This is a genomic window from Gracilinema caldarium (assembly GCF_029265695.1).
Lineage (GTDB): Bacteria > Spirochaetota > Spirochaetia > Treponematales > Breznakiellaceae > Gracilinema > Gracilinema caldarium_A.
Genome location: NZ_JAJUHW010000049.1, coordinates 1 through 18,488, shown reverse-complemented (window position 1 = coordinate 18,488; position 18,488 = coordinate 1). Strand labels below are relative to the sequence as shown.

18 protein-coding genes and 1 pseudogene are annotated in these 18,488 nt (G+C 44.0%); 14 read left to right on the top strand and 5 right to left on the bottom strand.

The features are described 5' to 3' along the window. Positions 1–390 precede the first annotated feature (390 nt). The 6 genes and pseudogenes from Q7P68_RS12370 to Q7P68_RS12345 all read left to right on the top strand — a co-directional run bounded on the left by Q7P68_RS12370 (position 391) and on the right by Q7P68_RS12345 (position 6,243). On the top strand, positions 391–1,419 hold the full coding sequence (locus Q7P68_RS12370) for a polysaccharide biosynthesis protein (protein ID WP_304226139.1): 1,029 nt from the start codon (positions 391–393) through the stop codon (positions 1,417–1,419). Further along, a complete protein-coding gene (locus Q7P68_RS12365; protein ID WP_304226137.1) occupies positions 1,416–2,528 on the top strand; it encodes a polysaccharide biosynthesis C-terminal domain-containing protein in 1,113 nt (370 codons plus the stop codon). Before Q7P68_RS12370 ends, Q7P68_RS12365 begins: the two co-directional genes overlap by 4 nt. Positions 2,529–2,531: 3 nt before the next feature. After that, positions 2,532–3,659, top strand: a complete 1,128-nt coding sequence (gene wecB / locus Q7P68_RS12360; protein ID WP_304226135.1) for a non-hydrolyzing UDP-N-acetylglucosamine 2-epimerase — start codon at positions 2,532–2,534, stop codon at positions 3,657–3,659. Then, positions 3,643–4,833, top strand: coding sequence for a glycosyltransferase family 4 protein (locus tag Q7P68_RS12355; RefSeq protein WP_304226133.1), 1,191 nt, complete (start codon positions 3,643–3,645; stop codon positions 4,831–4,833). Before wecB ends, Q7P68_RS12355 begins: the two co-directional genes overlap by 17 nt. A 29-nt stretch (positions 4,834–4,862) precedes the next feature. Beyond that, a pseudogene (locus Q7P68_RS12350) lies at positions 4,863–5,048 on the top strand (dTDP-glucose 4,6-dehydratase); the annotation flags it as partial. A gap of 58 nt (positions 5,049–5,106) precedes the next feature. Then, positions 5,107–6,243, top strand: coding sequence for a glycosyltransferase (locus Q7P68_RS12345; protein ID WP_304226141.1), 1,137 nt, complete (start codon positions 5,107–5,109; stop codon positions 6,241–6,243). On the opposite strand, the gene hisS is transcribed toward Q7P68_RS12345, so the two are convergent. Further along, on the bottom strand, positions 6,224–7,528 hold the full coding sequence (gene hisS, locus Q7P68_RS12340) for a histidine--tRNA ligase (protein WP_304226131.1): 1,305 nt from the start codon (positions 7,526–7,528) through the stop codon (positions 6,224–6,226). The two genes, Q7P68_RS12345 and hisS, sit on opposite strands and share 20 nt — an antisense overlap. A gap of 81 nt (positions 7,529–7,609) precedes the next feature. Between hisS and Q7P68_RS12335 the strand changes: the two genes are divergently transcribed. After that, positions 7,610–8,371 (top strand): type III pantothenate kinase, encoded by a 762-nt coding sequence (locus Q7P68_RS12335; RefSeq protein WP_304226129.1) that lies wholly within the window; start codon positions 7,610–7,612, stop codon positions 8,369–8,371. Here the strand turns inward: Q7P68_RS12335 and Q7P68_RS12330 are convergent. After that, positions 8,352–9,164, bottom strand: coding sequence for a PilZN3 domain-containing protein (locus Q7P68_RS12330; protein WP_304226128.1), 813 nt, complete (start codon positions 9,162–9,164; stop codon positions 8,352–8,354). The two genes, Q7P68_RS12335 and Q7P68_RS12330, sit on opposite strands and share 20 nt — an antisense overlap. A gap of 14 nt (positions 9,165–9,178) precedes the next feature. Beyond that, complete coding sequence (locus Q7P68_RS12325) at positions 9,179–10,366, bottom strand: N-acetylneuraminate synthase family protein (RefSeq protein WP_304226126.1); 1,188 nt, start codon at positions 10,364–10,366, stop codon at positions 9,179–9,181. A gap of 118 nt (positions 10,367–10,484) precedes the next feature. Here Q7P68_RS12325 and Q7P68_RS12320 point away from each other — a divergent pair, with 118 nt between their 5' ends. From Q7P68_RS12320 to queA, 6 genes are all read left to right on the top strand, one after another. Then, positions 10,485–10,718, top strand: a complete 234-nt coding sequence (locus Q7P68_RS12320) for a hypothetical protein (protein WP_304226124.1) — start codon at positions 10,485–10,487, stop codon at positions 10,716–10,718. A 130-nt stretch (positions 10,719–10,848) separates the two neighbouring features. Then, positions 10,849–11,589: a YebC/PmpR family DNA-binding transcriptional regulator gene (locus Q7P68_RS12315; protein WP_304226122.1), complete on the top strand. Its 741-nt coding sequence runs from the start codon at positions 10,849–10,851 to the stop codon at positions 11,587–11,589. Further along, on the top strand, positions 11,558–12,091 hold the full coding sequence (ruvC, locus tag Q7P68_RS12310) for a crossover junction endodeoxyribonuclease RuvC (protein ID WP_304226120.1): 534 nt from the start codon (positions 11,558–11,560) through the stop codon (positions 12,089–12,091). Before Q7P68_RS12315 ends, ruvC begins: the two co-directional genes overlap by 32 nt. A 25-nt stretch (positions 12,092–12,116) precedes the next feature. Beyond that, a complete protein-coding gene (gene ruvA, locus Q7P68_RS12305) occupies positions 12,117–12,782 on the top strand; it encodes a Holliday junction branch migration protein RuvA (protein WP_304226118.1) in 666 nt (221 codons plus the stop codon). Positions 12,783–12,803: 21 nt separating this feature from the next. After that, positions 12,804–13,847 (top strand): Holliday junction branch migration DNA helicase RuvB, encoded by a 1,044-nt coding sequence (gene ruvB, locus Q7P68_RS12300; protein ID WP_304226116.1) that lies wholly within the window; start codon positions 12,804–12,806, stop codon positions 13,845–13,847. Further along, a complete protein-coding gene (gene queA / locus Q7P68_RS12295) occupies positions 13,822–14,841 on the top strand; it encodes a tRNA preQ1(34) S-adenosylmethionine ribosyltransferase-isomerase QueA (RefSeq protein WP_304226115.1) in 1,020 nt (339 codons plus the stop codon). Before ruvB ends, queA begins: the two co-directional genes overlap by 26 nt. Here the strand turns inward: queA and Q7P68_RS12290 are convergent. Continuing rightward, a complete protein-coding gene (locus Q7P68_RS12290) occupies positions 14,835–15,497 on the bottom strand; it encodes a hypothetical protein (protein ID WP_304226113.1) in 663 nt (220 codons plus the stop codon). The genes queA and Q7P68_RS12290 overlap by 7 nt on opposite strands. Next, entirely contained in the window at positions 15,458–16,162 is a 705-nt protein-coding gene (gene tmk, locus Q7P68_RS12285; protein WP_304226111.1) for a dTMP kinase, read from the bottom strand. The genes Q7P68_RS12290 and tmk overlap by 40 nt, the downstream gene beginning before the upstream one ends. A gap of 31 nt (positions 16,163–16,193) precedes the next feature. On the opposite strand from tmk, the gene Q7P68_RS12280 reads away from it, so the two are divergent. After that, on the top strand, positions 16,194–18,488 hold a 2,295-nt coding region (locus Q7P68_RS12280), incomplete at its 3' end, for an AsmA family protein (protein ID WP_304226109.1).

Below are 18,488 nucleotides of genomic sequence, written 5' to 3'. Positions count from 1 at the left end.
GTATCACGAATATTTTTATATTAGATTAAACGAATCTAAAACATATAAGTTACATATAAAAGATTGTAAAAAATTATATAATAAAATATTTTTTATATTCATAAAATTGCTATAAAATAAAAAAATATTTATGTATACAATAGATAATGATGAATATATAAATATGATTAGAAATAGTATAAGAATTATAGAATATAAATATTTATAATAATTTTTTAAAGGAGGATTCTTATTGCTTAATGATAGTATAAGACTAAATAAAAAATGGAACAATAAAATTTAATTTTTGTATTTTATAGGTTTAAAATAGTATAATAAAGAAGTATTGCAAAATTAAAAAATAGTGAAGAAGTGAAAAGTTTTTTATTTTAAATTTAAAGGAGTAGATAAATGTTTAAAGATAAAATCTTACTTATTACCGGTGGAACTGGTTCTTTTGGGAATGCAGTTTTAAAAAGATTTCTTAACACCAATATCGGTGAAATTCGAATATTTAGTAGAGATGAAAAAAAACAAGATGATATGAGACATAAATATAAAAATGACAAAATTAAATTTTATATCGGTGATGTAAGAGATTATGACTCAATACATGCCGCAATGCGTGGAGTGGATTTTGTATTTTCAGCGGCCGCACTCAAACAAGTTCCATCTTGTGAATTTTATCCTCTTGAAGCTGTAAAAACTAATGTTGTAGGAACAGCTAATACATTAGAAGCAGCTATAGCTTGTAATGTAAAAAAAGTCATTGTTTTATCAACTGATAAAGCAGTTTACCCAATCAATGCAATGGGTATGTCAAAAGCATTAATGGAAAAAGTTATGATTGCAAAATCAAGAAATCTTACAAAAGATCAACCATTATTAGCAGGAACACGCTATGGCAATGTTATGGCCTCAAGAGGATCAGTTATACCATTATTTATAAAACAACTTAAAGCAGGTTTGCCTTTAACTATCACAAATCCAAATATGACAAGATTTATGATGTCATTACCACAGGCAGTCGAATTGGTTTTATTTGCATTTAATAATGCTGAACAAGGAGATATATTTGTTCAAAAAGCACCAGCTGCTACAATACATGATCTAGCTGAAGTATTAAAGGAAATCTTTAATGGTAAAAGCGAAATTAAAATAATTGGGACCAGACATGGTGAGAAATTATATGAAACATTACTAGCAAAAGAGGAAGCAGTTAAAGCAATTGATATGGGTAATTATTATCGTGTACCAGCAGATACAAGAGATTTGAATTATCATCTATATATCGATAGAGGTGATAAAAAAGCTGAACAAGTTGATGAATATAATTCCCATAATACTTATCGGTTAACAAAAGATGAGTTGAAAAAAATGTTATTAAATCTTGATTATGTAAAAATGGCTCTTGAAGACAAAGAGGATGAAGGAGTATGAAAAATATAATTGTTACTGGGGCCAAAGGTTTTATTGGTAAAAATCTAATTTTAGCCCTTAAACGTCAGAAATCTATATCAGTTATTGAATACGATAAAGATGATACATATGAAAAATTAGAAAAATCATTAGCTATAGCTGATGTCGTATTTCATCTTGCGGGAGTTAATAGACCACAAAATCTTGAAGATTTTAATACTGGTAATGTTGGTTTAATAAAACAAATATTACAAATACTAAAAACAATAAAAAATCCACCTCCCATTATAATGACATCTTCAATACAAGCTGATTTGGATAATCCTTATGGTGTTTCAAAAAAAACAGCTGAAGAAGAAATTAAAAAATATTGGCTAGAAACAGGTAATAAAATCTGTATTTATAGACTTCCAAATGTTTTTGGTAAATGGTGTAAACCGTTTTATAATTCAGTGGTCGCCACATTTTGTTATAGTTTAACACATAATGAACCTATAACAATTATTGATAAAGACAAAGAAATAAATTTTATTTATATTGATGATGTAGTTTCAACCCTTATAAAACATCTTGAAAATAATGTAAAATATCAAGCTGAACCAATTATTCCTGGACCTACATATGCCATTACTCTTGGTAGACTTGCGGAAATATTACAACAATGCTTGCACATACGAAAAGGTGGTGATTTACCTGATTTTTCAGATAAATTACAAAAATATTTATATAGTACTTTTTTATCATACTATGATACTAGTGATATAATATATAATGCTGAAAAAAAAGAGGATCAGAGAGGCTATTTATTTGAGCTAATAAAATCAAAATATGCTGGACAAATATTTGTTTCAAGAACACTTCCTGGGGTTACTAGAGGAAATCATTATCATGATACTAAAGTAGAAAAATTTTGTATACTTGATGGGTCAGCGGTTATTAAACTTCGTCACATGGTTACAGGTGAGATTAATGAAATTTATGTTGAAGGATATGAGTGTAAAATAATCGACATACCACCTGGATGGACGCATAACATTACAAATATTGGAAAAACTGATTTAATTACTTTATTCTGGGCAAATGAAGTTTATAATCCAAATAATCCAGACACATATTACAGCGAGGTTTAGTTAATGAAAAAAACAAGAGTAATAACAATTGTAGGTACACGACCTGAAATTATTCGTCTATCGCGAGTAATGGCGAAGCTTGATGAGTATGTAGAACACATTCTAGTACATACAGGTCAAAATTATGATTATGAGCTTAATAAGATTTTTTTCGATGATTTAGAGTTAAGAAAACCAGACTACTTTTTAGATGCGGCTGGTGAGACAGCAATGCAGACAATCGGTACTATAATCGAAAAAGCTGATAGATTGTTAGCAGAAGTCAAGCCAGATGCTTTATTAGTGCTTGGAGATACAAATTCATGTCTAGCAGCACTACCTGCTAAGCGACGAAAAATACCAATTTTTCATATGGAAGCAGGTAACCGTTGTTTTGATCAAAGAGTTCCAGAAGAGATTAATAGGAAAATTGTTGATCATATTGCTGACATTAATATGCCATATTCGTCTATTGCTAGAGATTATTTATTATTTGAAGGCATCTCTGCTGATAGAATTATTAAAACAGGTTCTCCAATGTATGAAGTATTGCAATATTATATGCCTAAAATTAAAGCATCTGATGCTTTGACTAAGCATAATCTTGAAAGGGAGTCTTTTTTTCTTGTAAGTTGTCATCGTGAAGAGAATGTTGATTTTGAAGATCAATTAAAAAAATTTGCAAACAGTTTAAATAACATTGCAGATATATATAAGTTGCCTATTATAGTGTCTACACATCCGCGTACAAGAAAGAAATTAGAGCAATATAATATTAAATTAAATAACTTAATAAAAACGCAAAAACCTATGTCTTTTACTGAATATGTAAATTTGCAAATTAATGCAAAGCTTGTACTCTCTGATTCGGGTACAATAACTGAGGAATCTTCAATACTTAATTTTCCAGCATTAAATATTCGAGAAGCTCATGAACGACCAGAGGGTATGGAAGAAGCTTCAGTAATCATGACTGGTTTAAACCCAGAAAGGATTATTGAAGCAGCTGCGATAGCTATGAAGCAAACAAGAGGTTCTGATCGTACTTTTAGAGAAATAAATGATTATACAATGCCAAATGTTTCTGAAAAAGTTGTTAGAATAATTATAAGTTATATTGATTATGTAAATAGAAATGTCTGGAAAAAATAAAAGAATATTAATAATAACAGAGCGATATGCTCCGGAACCATTCCTTATAACCGATCTTGCTGAAACATGGGTAAAACAGGGAAAATATGTTGTTGTAACTACTCAAATACCTTCATATCCTGGTGATAAAATTTATTATGGTTATAAAAATAAAAAAACTACAGAAATTATAAATAATGTTCGGATAATAAGATTCCCTACAGTTATTGGTTATAGCAAAAATATATTTTTTAAAATGCTAAACTATTTTCTGTTTATGATCCGGGAAGTAATTTATGCTTTTATTCAATCTAAAAATGTTGATGAAATATTTGTTTATCATACAGGTCCTTTAACTCAAGCTTTGGCTATAATTCCTATAAAGATTTTTCGAAAATTAAAGATAACAATATGGACACAGGATGTATGGCCTGATGCAGTTTTTGCATATGGATTTCCTCAAAAAGGTTTATTTGCATTCTTATTAAAACAATTTGTTAAAATAATTTATAAGTATTGTGATAATATTTTTGTTAGTAGCCCCGGTTTTATTAAGAGACTTAAACCATATGTTAAAGGAAAAAATATTGAATTTATTCCCCAATGGGTTCCAGATGAAGTAATAAATTCAAAACAAACATCTTTGGTTATTAATGATACTAGAATGAAATTTATTTTTACAGGTAATATTGGAAGTATGCAAGCGCTTGATGTTGTAATAAAAGCATTTGCTAGTTTGAATCATGAACAATTTGTTTTATATATTTTAGGAGATGGTAATAAGCGAAAAGAGTATGAACAATTAGTTGAAAGTCTTTGTGTAAAGAATATCATTTTTTATGATAGGATACCGCAAAATCAAGTTCTAAGTTGTATAAAGCAATGTGATTATTCTTTACTATCACTTTCTAGTAATAAATTAATTAGTTTAACAATTCCAGCAAAATTTCAAACTTATTTAGCTGCAGGAAAACCTATAGTAGCAATAACTGAAGGAGAAATATCAAGATTAGTATTTGAAAATGACATCGGTATAAGTTGTCATGTAAATGAAAGGGATATTTTTAAAAAAATTTGTCAATTGCCATCACCAAGTGATCATAAATATGAGAAATGGATACAAAATATAAAAAAGATTCAAAATAAATTTCAAAAGGAAACAATTATTCAAAAAATTAACTCTGCAATGAATTGAAATTATTTTTCTCAATTTAGATCTTAATTTACGACCGCCGTTACGCCATAGACTGCACCAAGCTCAAGTCTGAACTCGGATGGATGCAGTCTGTTAGCTTTGAACAGGGGCTCCGCAAAACCGTTCGCTGGTACCTCGATAATCCTAACTGGGTACACCACGTCCGTTCCGGCGAGTACCGCACCTGGATAGAAAAGAATTACGAAAAACGGTAAGAGGTGTTTTTTGAACATAGTCTTTGTTTCTGATGCATACCGCCCCAGAGTAAATGGGGTGGTTTCCTCGATGGATGAATTTGCCAAGAACCTTGTAAAACGGGGTCACAAGTTACTTATTGTCTGTCCCTCCTATCCAGAACTGGATGTGATGGCCCTGGAGGAACCAGTACCTACCCTCCGAATTCCGAGTCTGCCCGCAGTGGTATCCAAAGAAGATAGGCTTGCAAAACTTTGGTATGAGCCTGAGGTTTTCCGCGAGCTCGATGCTTTTAAACCTGACGTGGTACATATACAAACTGAGTTTTCTATCGGTCAGATGGGGCGTCGCTATTGTCATCACCGGGGGTTTCCTATTATTTCTACCTGTCATACCCACTGGGAAATGTATATTAGCAATTATCTCCATTTTTTACCACCTTTTTTAGGAAAAACAATTGCTCGTATACTAATGCGGCAAGTGTATAACCGCGATACAGTTGTTATTGTTCCATCGCGTCAGATCGAAGCAGTCCTTCGTCGTTATGGAGTGCAACGGGAAATCGTTTGCATCCCCAACGGTGTAGACAATAGTTTGTTTTATCCCCGTCTGCAAGAAGCGTCGGAATTCCGCGCTAAGATTGCACAACGGTTCCCGGCTCTATCTTCTGGTCCAATATTGCTTTTTGCGGGTCGGCTTGGCTATGAAAAAAATGTGTTGCTTTTAATGGATGCTTTTATAAAAGTTTTGCAGGAGATATCTGAAGCAAATCTGATTTTTATTGGAGATGGCCCAGTTCGGGAAGAATTGCGGCATAAAGCTCAAAATGCGGGCATCCAAAATCACGTCCATTTTACTGGTTACGTACCTAGAACGGAACTTCCGCTTTATTATTCAATTGCAACAATTTTTACCTTCCCTTCGGTTACTGAAACTCAGGGGCTCGTAACAATAGAATCCATGCTCTGCGGAACTCCAGTGGTGGGTGTAAACGAAATGGGAACCGCAGAAGTTATGGAAGGAGAGCGGGGCGGCCTTTTAGCTGAAAATAATGCCGAGTCTGTGGCAGAAAAAATTCTCTTGTTGCTTAAGAACCCGTCCCTGCTTGAACAAAAGCGGCAGGAAGCGCTGGCCCAGGGGCAGCGCTGGACCATAGAGAACTCCTGTACTTTGTTAGAGAATGTATACCGCCGTTTTACCCCTTCACAATCCTGATAAGCTCTTCTACGGCTAATCCTTCTGTATCCCTTCGGCTTGTAAGCTCCCGAAGGGTAAGCCGAAGCGGTTCATGAGTAAAGGCGTCCTCTGGGCATATGATAACCCAGCGGGCGCCTTTTTTTTCGGCCAAAGCGTACTGCTGGGTAATTTTTTTTGCCTCGGTAAAAACCTCACAAGAAACGCCCGCACAGCGAAGCTGGGAAGCAAGCCGCTGGTAATGTCCCCCCAGGCTTTCATCGGTACAGGCAATCGCAACTTGAGCGTACCCAAGTGCTTTTTTTGTGCGGCCCAGGGCTTCGAGGGCCGCAATGAGCCGGTCAAGCCCTATGGAAGCGCCCACACCGGGGAGCTGCTCTTTTGAATATAGAGCTGCCAAATTGTCATAGCGGCCACCTGAACAAACAGAACCGATATCTGGCAAATCATTAAGGAACGTCTCATAAACAACGCCGGTATAGTAATCCAATCCTCGGGTAATAGAAGGGTCAAGAACGAAGATATCCGCAATACCCGCATCTTCCATAAAACGGTGCAGGGTCTCAAGCCGTTCCGTATCAGGTCCAGGACCGCCTGCGGCTTCCGTTATTGCCGCGAGAGTTTCTTTATAAGTATTGTGAGGTTGTATATAATTTAATACATTTTGCGCTTTTTCCGGACCAATGAGCTCTGAAAGTTGTAAAAAAGTAGACTCCATACCAATCTTTGAAAGCTTATCCACCGTGCGTAGGATTTCGACTGATTTATCTTCTATACCGAGGCGTCTCAGAAAACGGTTAAATACACCGCGGTGATTCATTCTAATTGTTACGTCACCAACCCCAATAGAGCGCAGCGTCTCCCGCATCATGAGGAGTATCTCAAAATCTGCACCGGCGCTTTCGCTTCCAACAATATCAAAATCGCACTGAGTAAACTCACGGTAACGACCGCGCTGGGTGTTTTCACCCCGCCAGACCTTAGCAATATGATAGCGCTTAAAAGGTAAGGGAAGCTCGGATCGGTGTTCTGCCATAAAGCGGGCAAAGGGAACCGTGAGATCAAAGCGCAGGGCCACATCCCGGTCTCCGTGGTCCCGGAACCGGTACACCTGTTTTTCCGTTTCACCGCCCCCCTTGCCAAGCAAAATTTCGGTATATTCAAGGGCAGGGGTATCAATAGGGACAAAGCCGAAGGATCGAAACGAAGTTTCTATCTGTTCAGTGAGTTCCCGCCGTTCAATTTCAGCAGCGGGCAAAAAATCCCGAAAGCCCTTAAGGACCCGGGGTTCAATAAGTGGGGCCATGGTATTGCTCCAAATCTATAAATATGCCAGCATAATGCCATACTCAACCAGCCATTGCAAGGTCTTTTACGAGGAACCAGTATGCTTTTAACCATTGATGTAGGTAATTCTAATATCGTCGCCGGTGTCTGGAAAGGAGATACCCTACTATTTAGCTGGCGTCTCCATACGGTGGCAAAAAAAACAGAAGACGAATACGGAACCCTCTTTCGTTCTCTGTTCCAGGACAAGGATTTAGATCCTAAAAAACTCAGAAAAGTATGTCTTTCGTCGGTAGTTCCATCACTTACCGATCCTATGATTACCATGGTAGAGCGCTTTACCGGCCAAACGCCGGTGGTGGTCGGCCCCGGAATATACGAAAAGCTCCCCATCCATGTGGTGAATCCCTACGAAGTAGGGGCTGACCTTGTCGCAGATGCTATGGCTGCCTTTACAACCTGCAAAGGTGCCTGTGTCGTGGTGGACTTTGGTACCGCCCTAACTTTTACCATTGTGGATGCCCAAGGCACCATGCAGGGGGTCGCCATTGCTCCCGGACTCGGAACTGCGGTCAATGCTCTTTCTCGGGATACAGCCCAGCTCCCCTATGTCCAGCTTGCGGTCCCCCCCGCTCCTTACGGAAAAAACACCCTTCATGCCATCCAGGCCGGTGTCGTCTATGGGTATACAGGGCTGGTGGAATATATGATTGCCCGTATACGGGACGATATGGAAACGGACCTTAAAGTCATCGCCACGGGCGGTCTCTGTGATGTCATCGCTCCGCTTACTAAGGTGTTTAATTATGTTGATAAGGACCTGACACTCCGGGGACTCAAACTTATTGCTGAGCACTGTTAAGCCGTTTTGCCCGCTCTGCAAAGTGGTAATCGTCCAATATTTCCACCAGCTCGGGGCTAAAGGCAAGGTTCGCCTGGGTTTTTACAATGCCCGTGGGAAGCCGGGTAGCACTTTCTATGGTACCTCCCACAGCGATGCGATACTTGCGAAAATAGAGCTGGTAGGCCACCGCAGTACCCGCAGGCCGTTCAGTACTGTTCATCGATTCCAAGTGTTCAATTTTCTGTGAACTGAGGCCGAACAGCTGTATTCTGCTTCCTCCCTTATTGGGCTCTGTAATGGTGGCATACATATTGTATCCCATAGTCTGAGCTGTGTTGGGGGTCATTTTTATTACCGTTTTGCCGTAGTCCTCCCATTTAGTCCTCAGGAGTTCCATGTATTCAAGGTGTGTTCCCAGAATGACCACATAGTCATCGGGAGAGTTTTTATAATCCACGACGAGGAGCCCCACATTATCCTTGCCCTTCATGGGACCAATCGCTGCCAGACTGCCCCGGATAAAAAGCTTTAAGGGCTCTTTACGATTTGGCTGTACAAAGGTCATGGAAACACCAACTATTCCATTCAAATACCGCTGAAAAAAGGTCATTTCCTGTTTGGAAAGGGATGCAAGAAAGATGCCCCGCTTAAAACCGAGCTGAAAGGGGGCACACAGAATGGTATATTCATCAATCTTGATGAACGAACCGGTCTTTTCTACACCAAGTTTTTGCAGGGCATACTGGCTGCAGCTCACCTGCTGGTCAGCAAAACGGGCAAGATATTGGGCGGCTCCTGTTGGAATATTCATGAAGTATTATTCTCCTATAAATCGTCAAAACGGATTCCTTCCCCCGCAGGGATGTCTGTCCTGGCTGTTCGACCAATGACATGGGATAGCCAGCGGGGGTGCAGTCCGGGCCGCAGTACCTTTTCGGTCCTGAGAATTGCCACATCTGCTTCGCCGATAACGGTTCCTGCGGGAATAGTCCGTACCGCGTGAATAGATCTGTTGGTTCTATCATAATTTGCCTTTTCAGATGGCGCAAGCCGTTTGATACCATCTCCAAGAATTGCGTCAATACGTTCAGCCCCAAAGGCGGTTTTATATTCCCTCAGAATATCCTGTTGTGCTTCAAGATATTCCGGGCTCTCCAGAAACATGGCTATGCTTTGATACTGAAGCGCATTGATGAGCGGTGTTCCCATCCAATCGATGAGCCGATCATGGATTCGTTTCTGTACCTCCCGGACTGAGTGTACCATACGGGCAAAGTCTTCGGGTGGTAGAGCTATGGGATCATCGAGACCAGGGTCTGTGCGGGAGATACAAAAATGCTTTTCAATAACACTGGCGCCGAAAAGGGTTGCGAGAGATGGTACCAAAACTGGATCCATACTATGGTCGCTTACCCCGAGGGGTATGCCAAAAATACGCCGAAGATTTTCCAGAAGTCGCACGTTGTAGTCTGCTTCTGGAGCTGGATAGGCGGTAACACAGTGAAGGAGACAGATCGGGACCTGTTCAGAAAAATAGGAAAGGGCAAGTTCTATGTCCGCTAAAAGGGAGACACCACTCGAAAGTATAGTGGGCAGCTTTAAGGATGCAACGGTTTCTAAAAGGGGTATATGGTTAAGCTCTGGCGAAGCGATTTTCATCAACCCTATGTTGAGCGATGCAAGCTCCCGGGCGCTGCGAAGGCCGAAGGGGGTACAGAGAAAGAGTTTCCCTTTGTCTTCGATGTATCCTTTTAGTTCCTCATAGAATGAAAGGGGAACTTCGAGCTGCTTAAACCGATCATAGAGCCTAATGTTACCACCGGGAAGGGGTACAATTCCTGTATTGGGGTGTAGTATCTCGTCGGCATAGACAAGCTGAAATTTTATGCAGTCTGCACCGGCTTCCAATGCAGCCTGAACCAGTTCTTTTGCTTTACCGATATCCCCGCCATGACCGGTACCTAATTCAGCAATGATCAGGGGCTGGAGAGGTAAAAAGGCGAAATCATTCATATTTCCATCATTCCATACTTGTATTTTTCATGCAATAGAGTATTATTTTATAATTGAATTTGCTGGTGGTCTTCGAGATTATCCAGCAGCTAGGTAATTTGATAAGAAGGAGTTTGCCATGAAGACCCTTGTGTGCGATGTATGCAAACGCGCTATTCAGAACCCCGTCAAGGATCGGAATTATTTTCATATCAAGGATCGGGATCTTTGCGAGCCCTGCAAGGATCAGCTAGAACTTGTCTTAAAACCCATTGTCAGGACCAAGCATCCCTTTAATTATGAATGGTATGAACGGGTTATGACCGAATCTATTGAAAAGGCCGTACAGAAAGGTAAATTCGACGCTATCTAAACCTCTGTGTTTTATGCAAGACCGTTCCGTTATTTTGCAATGAACCGCAAAATACGGGACGGTTGACAATATTTTCTCCCCTGTGATATCACTATACATCGTTACATCCCCCCCGAAATAAGGAGTTATCATGTCCGGTCACAGTAAATGGGCCACCATAAAACACAAGAAGGGTGCCGCCGATGCAAAGCGCGGCCAGATGTTTACTAAGTTAATCAAAGAAATTTCCATCGCAGCCCGCATGGGAGGCGGTGATCCCGATGCCAATCCCCGGCTCCGTACCGCTATTCTTAAAGCCAAAGCCGCCAACATGCCCAAGGACAACGTTGAACGGGCTATTAAGAAGGGTACCGGTGAACTGGAAGGGGTAAACTACGAGGAACTGACCTACGAAGCCTATGCTCCCGGTGGTGTGGCAGTGCTTATCGAAGTGCTTACTGACAATAAAAACCGGGCTGCTGCGGATGTCCGGAACATCCTGAACAAGGCTGGTGGTTCACTTGCCACCGCAGGCGCTGTTTCCCGGCTCTTTAAGCGCAAGGGTATTATTACTTTTGACGGTGAAAAATATACCGAAGATCAGATTATGGAAGCAGCCCTCGAAGGCGGTGCAGAAGATGTAACCTCCTCCGACGGTATTATCGAGGTAACTACCACTCCGGAAGATTTCGAAGCGGTTCTAAACGCCTTGAATGCCAAAAATTTTGAATCTATGAGTGCTGAAATCAGCATGATCCCCGATGCGGAGGTTACCTTGGATAAGGACGCCACCAGCAAGGTCATGAAAATGATTGACCGGCTCGAAGAAAACGACGACGTCCAGAACGTTTACCATAATCTTGAAGTCCCCGAAGATTACGAAGAAGAGTAATATTTCCGAGTCCGGGGTCCGGCGTATTATCGGCGTGGACCCTGGCCTTGCTTCTACTGGCTGGGGGGTGGTAGAACTGCAGGGCCAACGGATTCTGCATATCGCCCATGGCAGCATCGAAACAGAAGCCTGCCTTCCACGGCCCGAGCGGCTCTTTATCATCTATTCCCAATTTAAAGATCTCCTGCATTTATACAATCCTACCGAAGCTGCAATAGAAACCCTCTATTTTGCGAAAAATGTCACCAGTGCCTTACCTGTCGCAGAAGCCCGTGGGGTGGTCTCTATGGCCCTGGCAGAGCGGGGACTCCGGGTGCGGGAATTTACTCCCATGGCAATCAAGCAAGCCGTAGTCGGCCGGGGAAGCGCCGGAAAAGAACAGGTTCAGGAATTGGTACGGCTTATTCTGGGGCTAGAAACTATACCAAAACCGGATCATGCAGCGGATGCCCTGGGGGCTGCTCTTTGCAGTGCCCATACGCCGATTTTCATAGACGCATAACCCGCTTCTCCGCTATACTGGAGCCATGTTCAATAGTTTGCGGGGAATAATTACCGAAAAACATATCGATGTACTGTATCTTTCCTCAGGCGGCATCGAGTGGGATATTACAGTCCCCACCCTCGATATAGAACGATTGCCTCCTGTGGGCGAAGAAGCGCGCCTGTTTGTATGGTTGTACCATCGGGAAGACCAGATGCGGCTCTTTGGTTTTGTGAACACCGAGCGGCGTAACACGTTTCTTGAACTGATTAAGGTAGAGGGAATCGGACCCCGTCAGGCAGTTAAAATTATGAGCGGTATCGGCCAGGAAGACCTGGAAACGGCGCTTGAAAACGAAGACCTTGCCCGGCTCGAAGCGGTTCCTGGTTTAGGAAAAAAGACGGCACAAAAGATGATCCTCGCCCTTAAGGGCAAATTAGCCCGCCCAGCCCCTTCGGCGGGCCTTCCTGTCGTACATGAAGAACTGGTGAATGCCCTGGCCGACATGGGCTATGATCGGAAGGCTGCTGCAGAAGCAGTGGCCACCGCAGCAGCCCAGATATCCGCTGATCACATGGCTGACAGCGGCTCCGAAGGTGCCGCAGCCGTTGGCGCAGCTAGCCGAGCTGGTGGAGCCCAGTCTTTAAGCGCAGCGGAAAAGGAAAAACGGATTTTTAAACAGGCAATCGTCATCTTAAGCAGCCAGTAAGGGCAAGGAGCAAAACAGATTATGGCTGATAAAAAAAGCGCCGCCCCTTCATCAATAGTACATCCTGAAACTCCTCTGGACGAAGACAGCCGAGATGTGTCGCTGCGTCCCCGGTTTTTACAGGAGTTTCTTGGCCAGGCTGCGATGAAAGAAAATCTTTCGGTATTTATTTCCGCCGCAAAACAGCGGAAGGAAAGCCTTGATCATCTCTTCCTTATTGGTCCGCCCGGGCTTGGCAAAACCACCTTAGCCCAAGTCGTTGCCAATGAATTGGGAGTAGATTTTAAGGTGACCAGCGCCCCAGCCTTAGACAAACCCAAGGACCTAGCGGGTATTCTAACTACTGTTGCCGAAGGAACGGTTTTTTTTATTGATGAAATTCACCGGCTTAAGCCTACTATCGAAGAAATGCTGTACATAGCCATGGAAGACTATGAACTAGACTGGATTATCGGCCAGGGACCCAGTGCCCGGACCATCCGGATTCCTATACCACCCTTTACCCTGGTGGGAGCTACCACCAAAGCGGGTATGGTATCCAGTCCTCTCATAAGCCGCTTTGGCATTACCTGCCGTTTTTCCTTTTACGAACAGGCTGACATGGAAGCTATAGTTCATAGGTCCGCGGGAATCCTTAAGGTTTCTATCGATGATGACGCTGCGGCCCTGATTGCATCTTCGAGCCGGGGAACACCTCGGGTCGCCAACCGGCTTTTGCGGCGCATGCGGGACTTTGCCCAGGTTTTTGAGGCGGGCCATATCAGCCGCAAGGTGGTTGCCGAAGGCCTTAAGCGCCTCGAAATTGACGCCCTGGGTCTTGAGCGTTATGACCGGGAAATTCTCCGTATCATTATAGAACGGTATAACGGTGGTCCTGTAGGGGCTGAAACCCTGGCTATTTCGGTTGGCGAAGCGGTGGATACCCTGGAAGATTACTATGAACCCTATCTTATTCAGGCGGGACTCCTTCAGCGCACTCCCCGGGGCCGCATGGTTACCCCCTTTGCCTACGAACACCTTAACATACAACGGAGCACTAATGGATCGAACGGACTTCTCTTTTGAACTTCCCCCCGAACTGATTGCCCAGCATCCGCCAGAAGAACGGGGCAAAAGCCGGCTTATGGTGCTGAACCGCAGCACCGGTAAGCGGGAGCACCGGATGGTGGCGGACCTGCCGGACTTGGTGCCCGAAGGGGCCCTCATGGTGTTTAACGACTCCCGGGTCCGCAAGGCCCGGCTTTTTGCCCGCGCCGTGGATACAGGAGCGGAGGTCGAGTTTCTTCTGACCCGTTTTCTCGGGGGCTGCCGCTGGGAAGCTATGGTCAAGCGGGCAAAACGGCGCAGGGCAGGGAGCCGCTACCAGTTTCCCGACGGAACCATGGCAGAAATAGAGGGCGAAGATGGAGACCTGAGGATCATCGCCTTTGAGCGTCCCATTGATGACGCCTGGCTAGACACCTACGGGCATATACCGCTCCCGCCCTATATTAAGCGGCCCGACGAAGCGGAGGATGACCAGCGCTACCAGACCGTATATGCCAAAAACACCGGATCAAGCGCAGCGCCGACTGCGGGGCTCCATTTTACCGAAGAAATTTTACAGCGCTTGGATGGGCGGGGCATCGAGCGGGTCTTTGTTACCCTCCATGTGGGGTTAGGGACCTTTATGCCCGTCCGCGCGGACCGTATCGAAGACCATGTCATGCACGAGGAAACCTATTCGGTAAGCGACGAGACCGCCAGTGCGGTAGAACGGGCAAAACGGGAAAAACGGCCTGTTATTGCGGTGGGAACCACCAGCGTGCGTACCCTGGAATCTGCCTGGGAGGGGGACCGGCTGCGGCGGGGCGATGGGGCAACATCAATATTTATTTATCCCCCCTATCATTTTAAGGTGGTAGACCAGCTGTTTACCAATTTTCATACCCCCGAATCGACCCTGCTCATGCTGGTGAGCGCCTTTGCGGGCCGGGAGTTTATTTTGGAGAGCTATGCCGAAGCGGTGCGGGACCGGTACCGGTTTTTCAGCTACGGCGATGCAATGTATATTCAATAGGTTTTTTCGTCCATGGCCTGGAACTTTTCGCGGACCTTTGCCAGGAGATCCAGTTCCCGGTTTATGGTTTTTTCGTAGTTCAAGCTGCCGTCGGCGATGCGGCCTGCCTCGTCTTCCCAGTTCTGTACCCGTTCCAGGTTGATGAACCTAAACCGCTTGTCCAGGGCCTTATCGGCCCAGTCCTTGGCATCCTTCCAGTAGTAAAGGGCTGTTTTATAGCAGGTTTCAGCGGTTTTAAGGCTTTCCAGGTTCTGTTCTTTCCATGGGGCGTTGTAAAAATAGGCGTTTCGTTTGTTCCATTTGTTCCCCAGAAAAAGGTACTGTTCAATGAGTTTAAGATTGATGTGCATCATAAAAAGGTAACGATATTTTTCCCACTGGGTTTTATCTTCTATGAGCGCCAGGGCATAAAGGGGGTTTGCAAAGTCTGCTTTAAGGGCCTTTTCGAGCCAATAAATGTTTTCCATGGTATCGTCGGGATACTGGATATAATGCAGGTGGTAGAGCTTGTAATATTGTTCTTTGTATTGAACATAATAGGCCCCCCCGCCTATGGCAGGGAGACACAGGAAGAGGATGCTGAAAAGACTTACAAGCTGCAGTTTCTTCGGGTACTTCACCTTTTGAATATCGGCAGGTTTTGCAAAGCCCTCCATACCTGTTCTGCAACTTCTTCTATGGTCTTCCCCGCATCGATACAGACGAGCCTGGTGCCGTGCTGGCAATAGTCGGGGAGGATGCGCTCGTAGGCTTCGTGAACCTGTTTCTGGAATGCCAGGTGTTCAAACATGTCCTGTTTTTCCCGCTTGCCGTACCGCTGTTCGGCAATTTCAGGATCAAGCTCAAAAAAGAGGATGAGTTCAGGGTAGGGAAAGTGTTCATTGAGGTATTCGGGGGTGTCGTCGCCGCAGGAGATCCCCTGGTACACCAGGGAAGAGGGCACATAGCGGTCGCAGATCACTAGTTCTCCGGCCCTGCACCGTTCCACGATGCCCCCTTGGCCATAGAGGTGTTCATAGCGGTCTGCCGCAAAAAGATGTGCTATGGTATGGGTATGGAGTGCTGGGGAACGGTGCAGGGCCTGCCGGATAAGGCTGCCGATGGGGCCGTCGGTGGGCTCAAAGGTAAAGTAGGTTAGGGGGCTGGCTGTGCTCGCTGCGGCAGGCGGCAAGGGGCCGGCTTGCAGGACCATGGCCAGATCGTGGTCAGCTATATTCGCTGCGGCCGATGGGTGGGCGAGGCGGCCGCGCAGTATCTGTAATTGAGTCGAAGTTCCGGTCCCGTCCCCACCTTCCAGGACCACAAAGTTTTGTAGTATCATAGGCTATTGTTATATCACGGAGTCGGAAAGAGTGGTACCCATCAGCAAGTCCAGATTACTGATAATTGAACTCACCAGTTTTGTACTTGCTTTTACACTGCTCTTGTTTCTGACCAGCGGTGTTAAGAAAAAGCTTTTGCAGGCCGCCGAAGGAATAAAAGAGGCCACTATAGCCGCCTTCGAGACACGATATGGCCTTGTCATATCCTATGATTCAATAGGCCCCTCAGTTTTTGCCACCATCGATGTTCGGAATATTAAAATACATGCAAAGGATGATCACCGCCCGCTTGTACAGATTGAGCGGCTTCGGTTGGGATATTCTCTGTGGCAAGTATTGCAGGGCAACCTAACAGACAGTCTCCGGTCAGTTCGTATCGAAAAACCGGTCCTTTCAATTGATACCGAACGGGATTTACCGCTTATGCAAAATATCGCAGGTTCTTCGGCCGCGGCTAAAGGAGAGACGGGAGGAGAGACTTTTTCACAGACCGATCTTATATCAAGTTTTTCCTTTAAGAATGGCATACAGTTTCGGCTTCTGAAAGGGAATGTAACTCTTTCTTCTGGCCAGACGAAGCTTGCTCTTCGGTATGTTAATCTGAGCGGTACGGCTCTCAAAGACAAGGTAATCATTAAAAGCAGTTTTGATATACGGCTCGATACAAACGAACCAATGGTTCCAAGTATATCCAGCACCTTTGATCTGCAGGGGACCCTGTCCTTAGCGAGCCTGTCGGGGACTATGAATGCAGTGATAGCAAAGCTGCAAAGCCCTCTTTTATCAATGAAAACCATCGGTATTCATGCTGTTTTTACCAAAGATAAGGTGGAAATATATAAAAAAAGGGATTGGCTTCCCTATACCTTTTCCTTATCCTATAGCTTTACCGACCGCCTGTTTCAGGGGAGCCTGCAATTCGGAAATTTCGTACCTCGCAGCCTTTTTACCACAGGCGGTGTTCTCGGGAGCCTCGATCCCTGGCTGGATGTGAATAGTACTGGCACCCTACAGTTTAGCTATACCCCGGGAAATGAGCTTGAATACGAAGCAAACCTCAGCGCCCGCATTCCCCTGCCATGGAAGAATACCCAAGCTGCCCTATCTGTGACAGGCAAGGGGGCAGCGATGAAGATTTCCAGTCTTTCCCTCGAGTCTTCTCAAGGGATCATACAGTATTCTGGTTCATTGGATATTAGAAATCGCAGCTTAAATGGAAATCTTGCGCTGGTGCGGATTTTAAGCCCCACCGGCGTACCAATAGACGGAACCTTTACCATAACCACCAGGGGCTCGGATTACTATGTTTTTGGGGAGTCTTTTGCTGTTGGGGATTTTTTATGTTCCGCTGTAGATGCCCATGTTAATATCAATATGGATACTTATACCTGGGACTTATCGGCCCTCCATTTTGTTAATGAAGAATCCTATGAGAATGTGCGGGTAAGCCGCTTGTACTCAAGTGGGGTCTATACATCATCAGAAAAAATCCTTCAGGGTTCTGTGAAGCTGGACAATCTGGATCTTTCAGCCATAAAAACCGTTACAGCTGCATTTCTATCGAGGATCCCGGATATACCGCAGAATCTGCTGGAACAAACAACGGTAAGCACCGAGATTTTTGTTACCACCGATGGCCGTCACCTTTCTTATTCAAGCCCGCGCTTTATATTGGCGCTGAATGGAGACAACCAGGCCACCATTATAGCCTCTATTGCTGGCACCGAACGGCAGGTCAGTATTCAAAATGGTCAGCTCATTATGAAAGATCTTGCGGCAAGCTTTACCAGCCTGGCTGATTTTTCTGATCCTCAGGATATCAAGATTGATGCTAATCTTCTCTATGAAAACATTGAGTACCCGCTAAAAGTAGCCATATTGGACCAAAATAACATTACGCTCCAAAGCTCCTATGGCTTGTCCGGATCCATGCTCAGGACCGATGATGGTTTTTGGTCCGGATACTGCAAGGCCGATGGGTTTCCGATTCCTATCAACAAAAATAGAATGTTCGTTTCATTTGATACGGGTTTTAAATTCCTTTCTGAAAACGAATGGTCTGTAAATCTCTATAGGCTCGAACTGCGGGACATTCCCAGTTTTACCCCAATGCCCCTGTCTGTGTCCTGCAGCGGTCAAGTGGGACCAAAGGGAGTACAGCTTTCTGATCTACTCTATGAAGATTCAGGCGGGAGTCTCTCCGGAACGCTCGCTGCTACCTGGACCGCGGGTTTTTCGAATATAAAGACTCTTGTTCGTCTAGTGGATAATCAAAACAATGAACGCTATGAGTTAGATTTAAATCTGATCCTGCCGGGAGAAATT

Coding starts and splice junctions, on each gene's coding strand:
- Q7P68_RS12365 (WP_304226137.1), top strand. CDS start 1,416: ATGAAAAATATAATTGTTACTGGGGCCAAAGGTTTTATTGGTAAAAAT.
- wecB (WP_304226135.1), top strand. CDS start 2,532: ATGAAAAAAACAAGAGTAATAACAATTGTAGGTACACGACCTGAAATT.
- Q7P68_RS12320 (WP_304226124.1), top strand. CDS start 10,485: ATGAAGACCCTTGTGTGCGATGTATGCAAACGCGCTATTCAGAACCCC.
- Q7P68_RS12330 (WP_304226128.1), bottom strand. CDS start 9,164: ATGAATATTCCAACAGGAGCCGCCCAATATCTTGCCCGTTTTGCTGAC.
- ruvB (WP_304226116.1), top strand. CDS start 12,804: ATGGCTGATAAAAAAAGCGCCGCCCCTTCATCAATAGTACATCCTGAA.
- queA (WP_304226115.1), top strand. CDS start 13,822: ATGGATCGAACGGACTTCTCTTTTGAACTTCCCCCCGAACTGATTGCC.
- Q7P68_RS12315 (WP_304226122.1), top strand. CDS start 10,849: ATGTCCGGTCACAGTAAATGGGCCACCATAAAACACAAGAAGGGTGCC.
- Q7P68_RS12370 (WP_304226139.1), top strand. CDS start 391: ATGTTTAAAGATAAAATCTTACTTATTACCGGTGGAACTGGTTCTTTT.
- ruvA (WP_304226118.1), top strand. CDS start 12,117: ATGTTCAATAGTTTGCGGGGAATAATTACCGAAAAACATATCGATGTA.
- Q7P68_RS12355 (WP_304226133.1), top strand. CDS start 3,643: ATGTCTGGAAAAAATAAAAGAATATTAATAATAACAGAGCGATATGCT.
- tmk (WP_304226111.1), bottom strand. CDS start 16,162: ATGATACTACAAAACTTTGTGGTCCTGGAAGGTGGGGACGGGACCGGA.
- Q7P68_RS12335 (WP_304226129.1), top strand. CDS start 7,610: ATGCTTTTAACCATTGATGTAGGTAATTCTAATATCGTCGCCGGTGTC.
- Q7P68_RS12290 (WP_304226113.1), bottom strand. CDS start 15,497: ATGGAGGGCTTTGCAAAACCTGCCGATATTCAAAAGGTGAAGTACCCG.
- hisS (WP_304226131.1), bottom strand. CDS start 7,528: ATGGCCCCACTTATTGAACCCCGGGTCCTTAAGGGCTTTCGGGATTTT.
- Q7P68_RS12325 (WP_304226126.1), bottom strand. CDS start 10,366: ATGAATGATTTCGCCTTTTTACCTCTCCAGCCCCTGATCATTGCTGAA.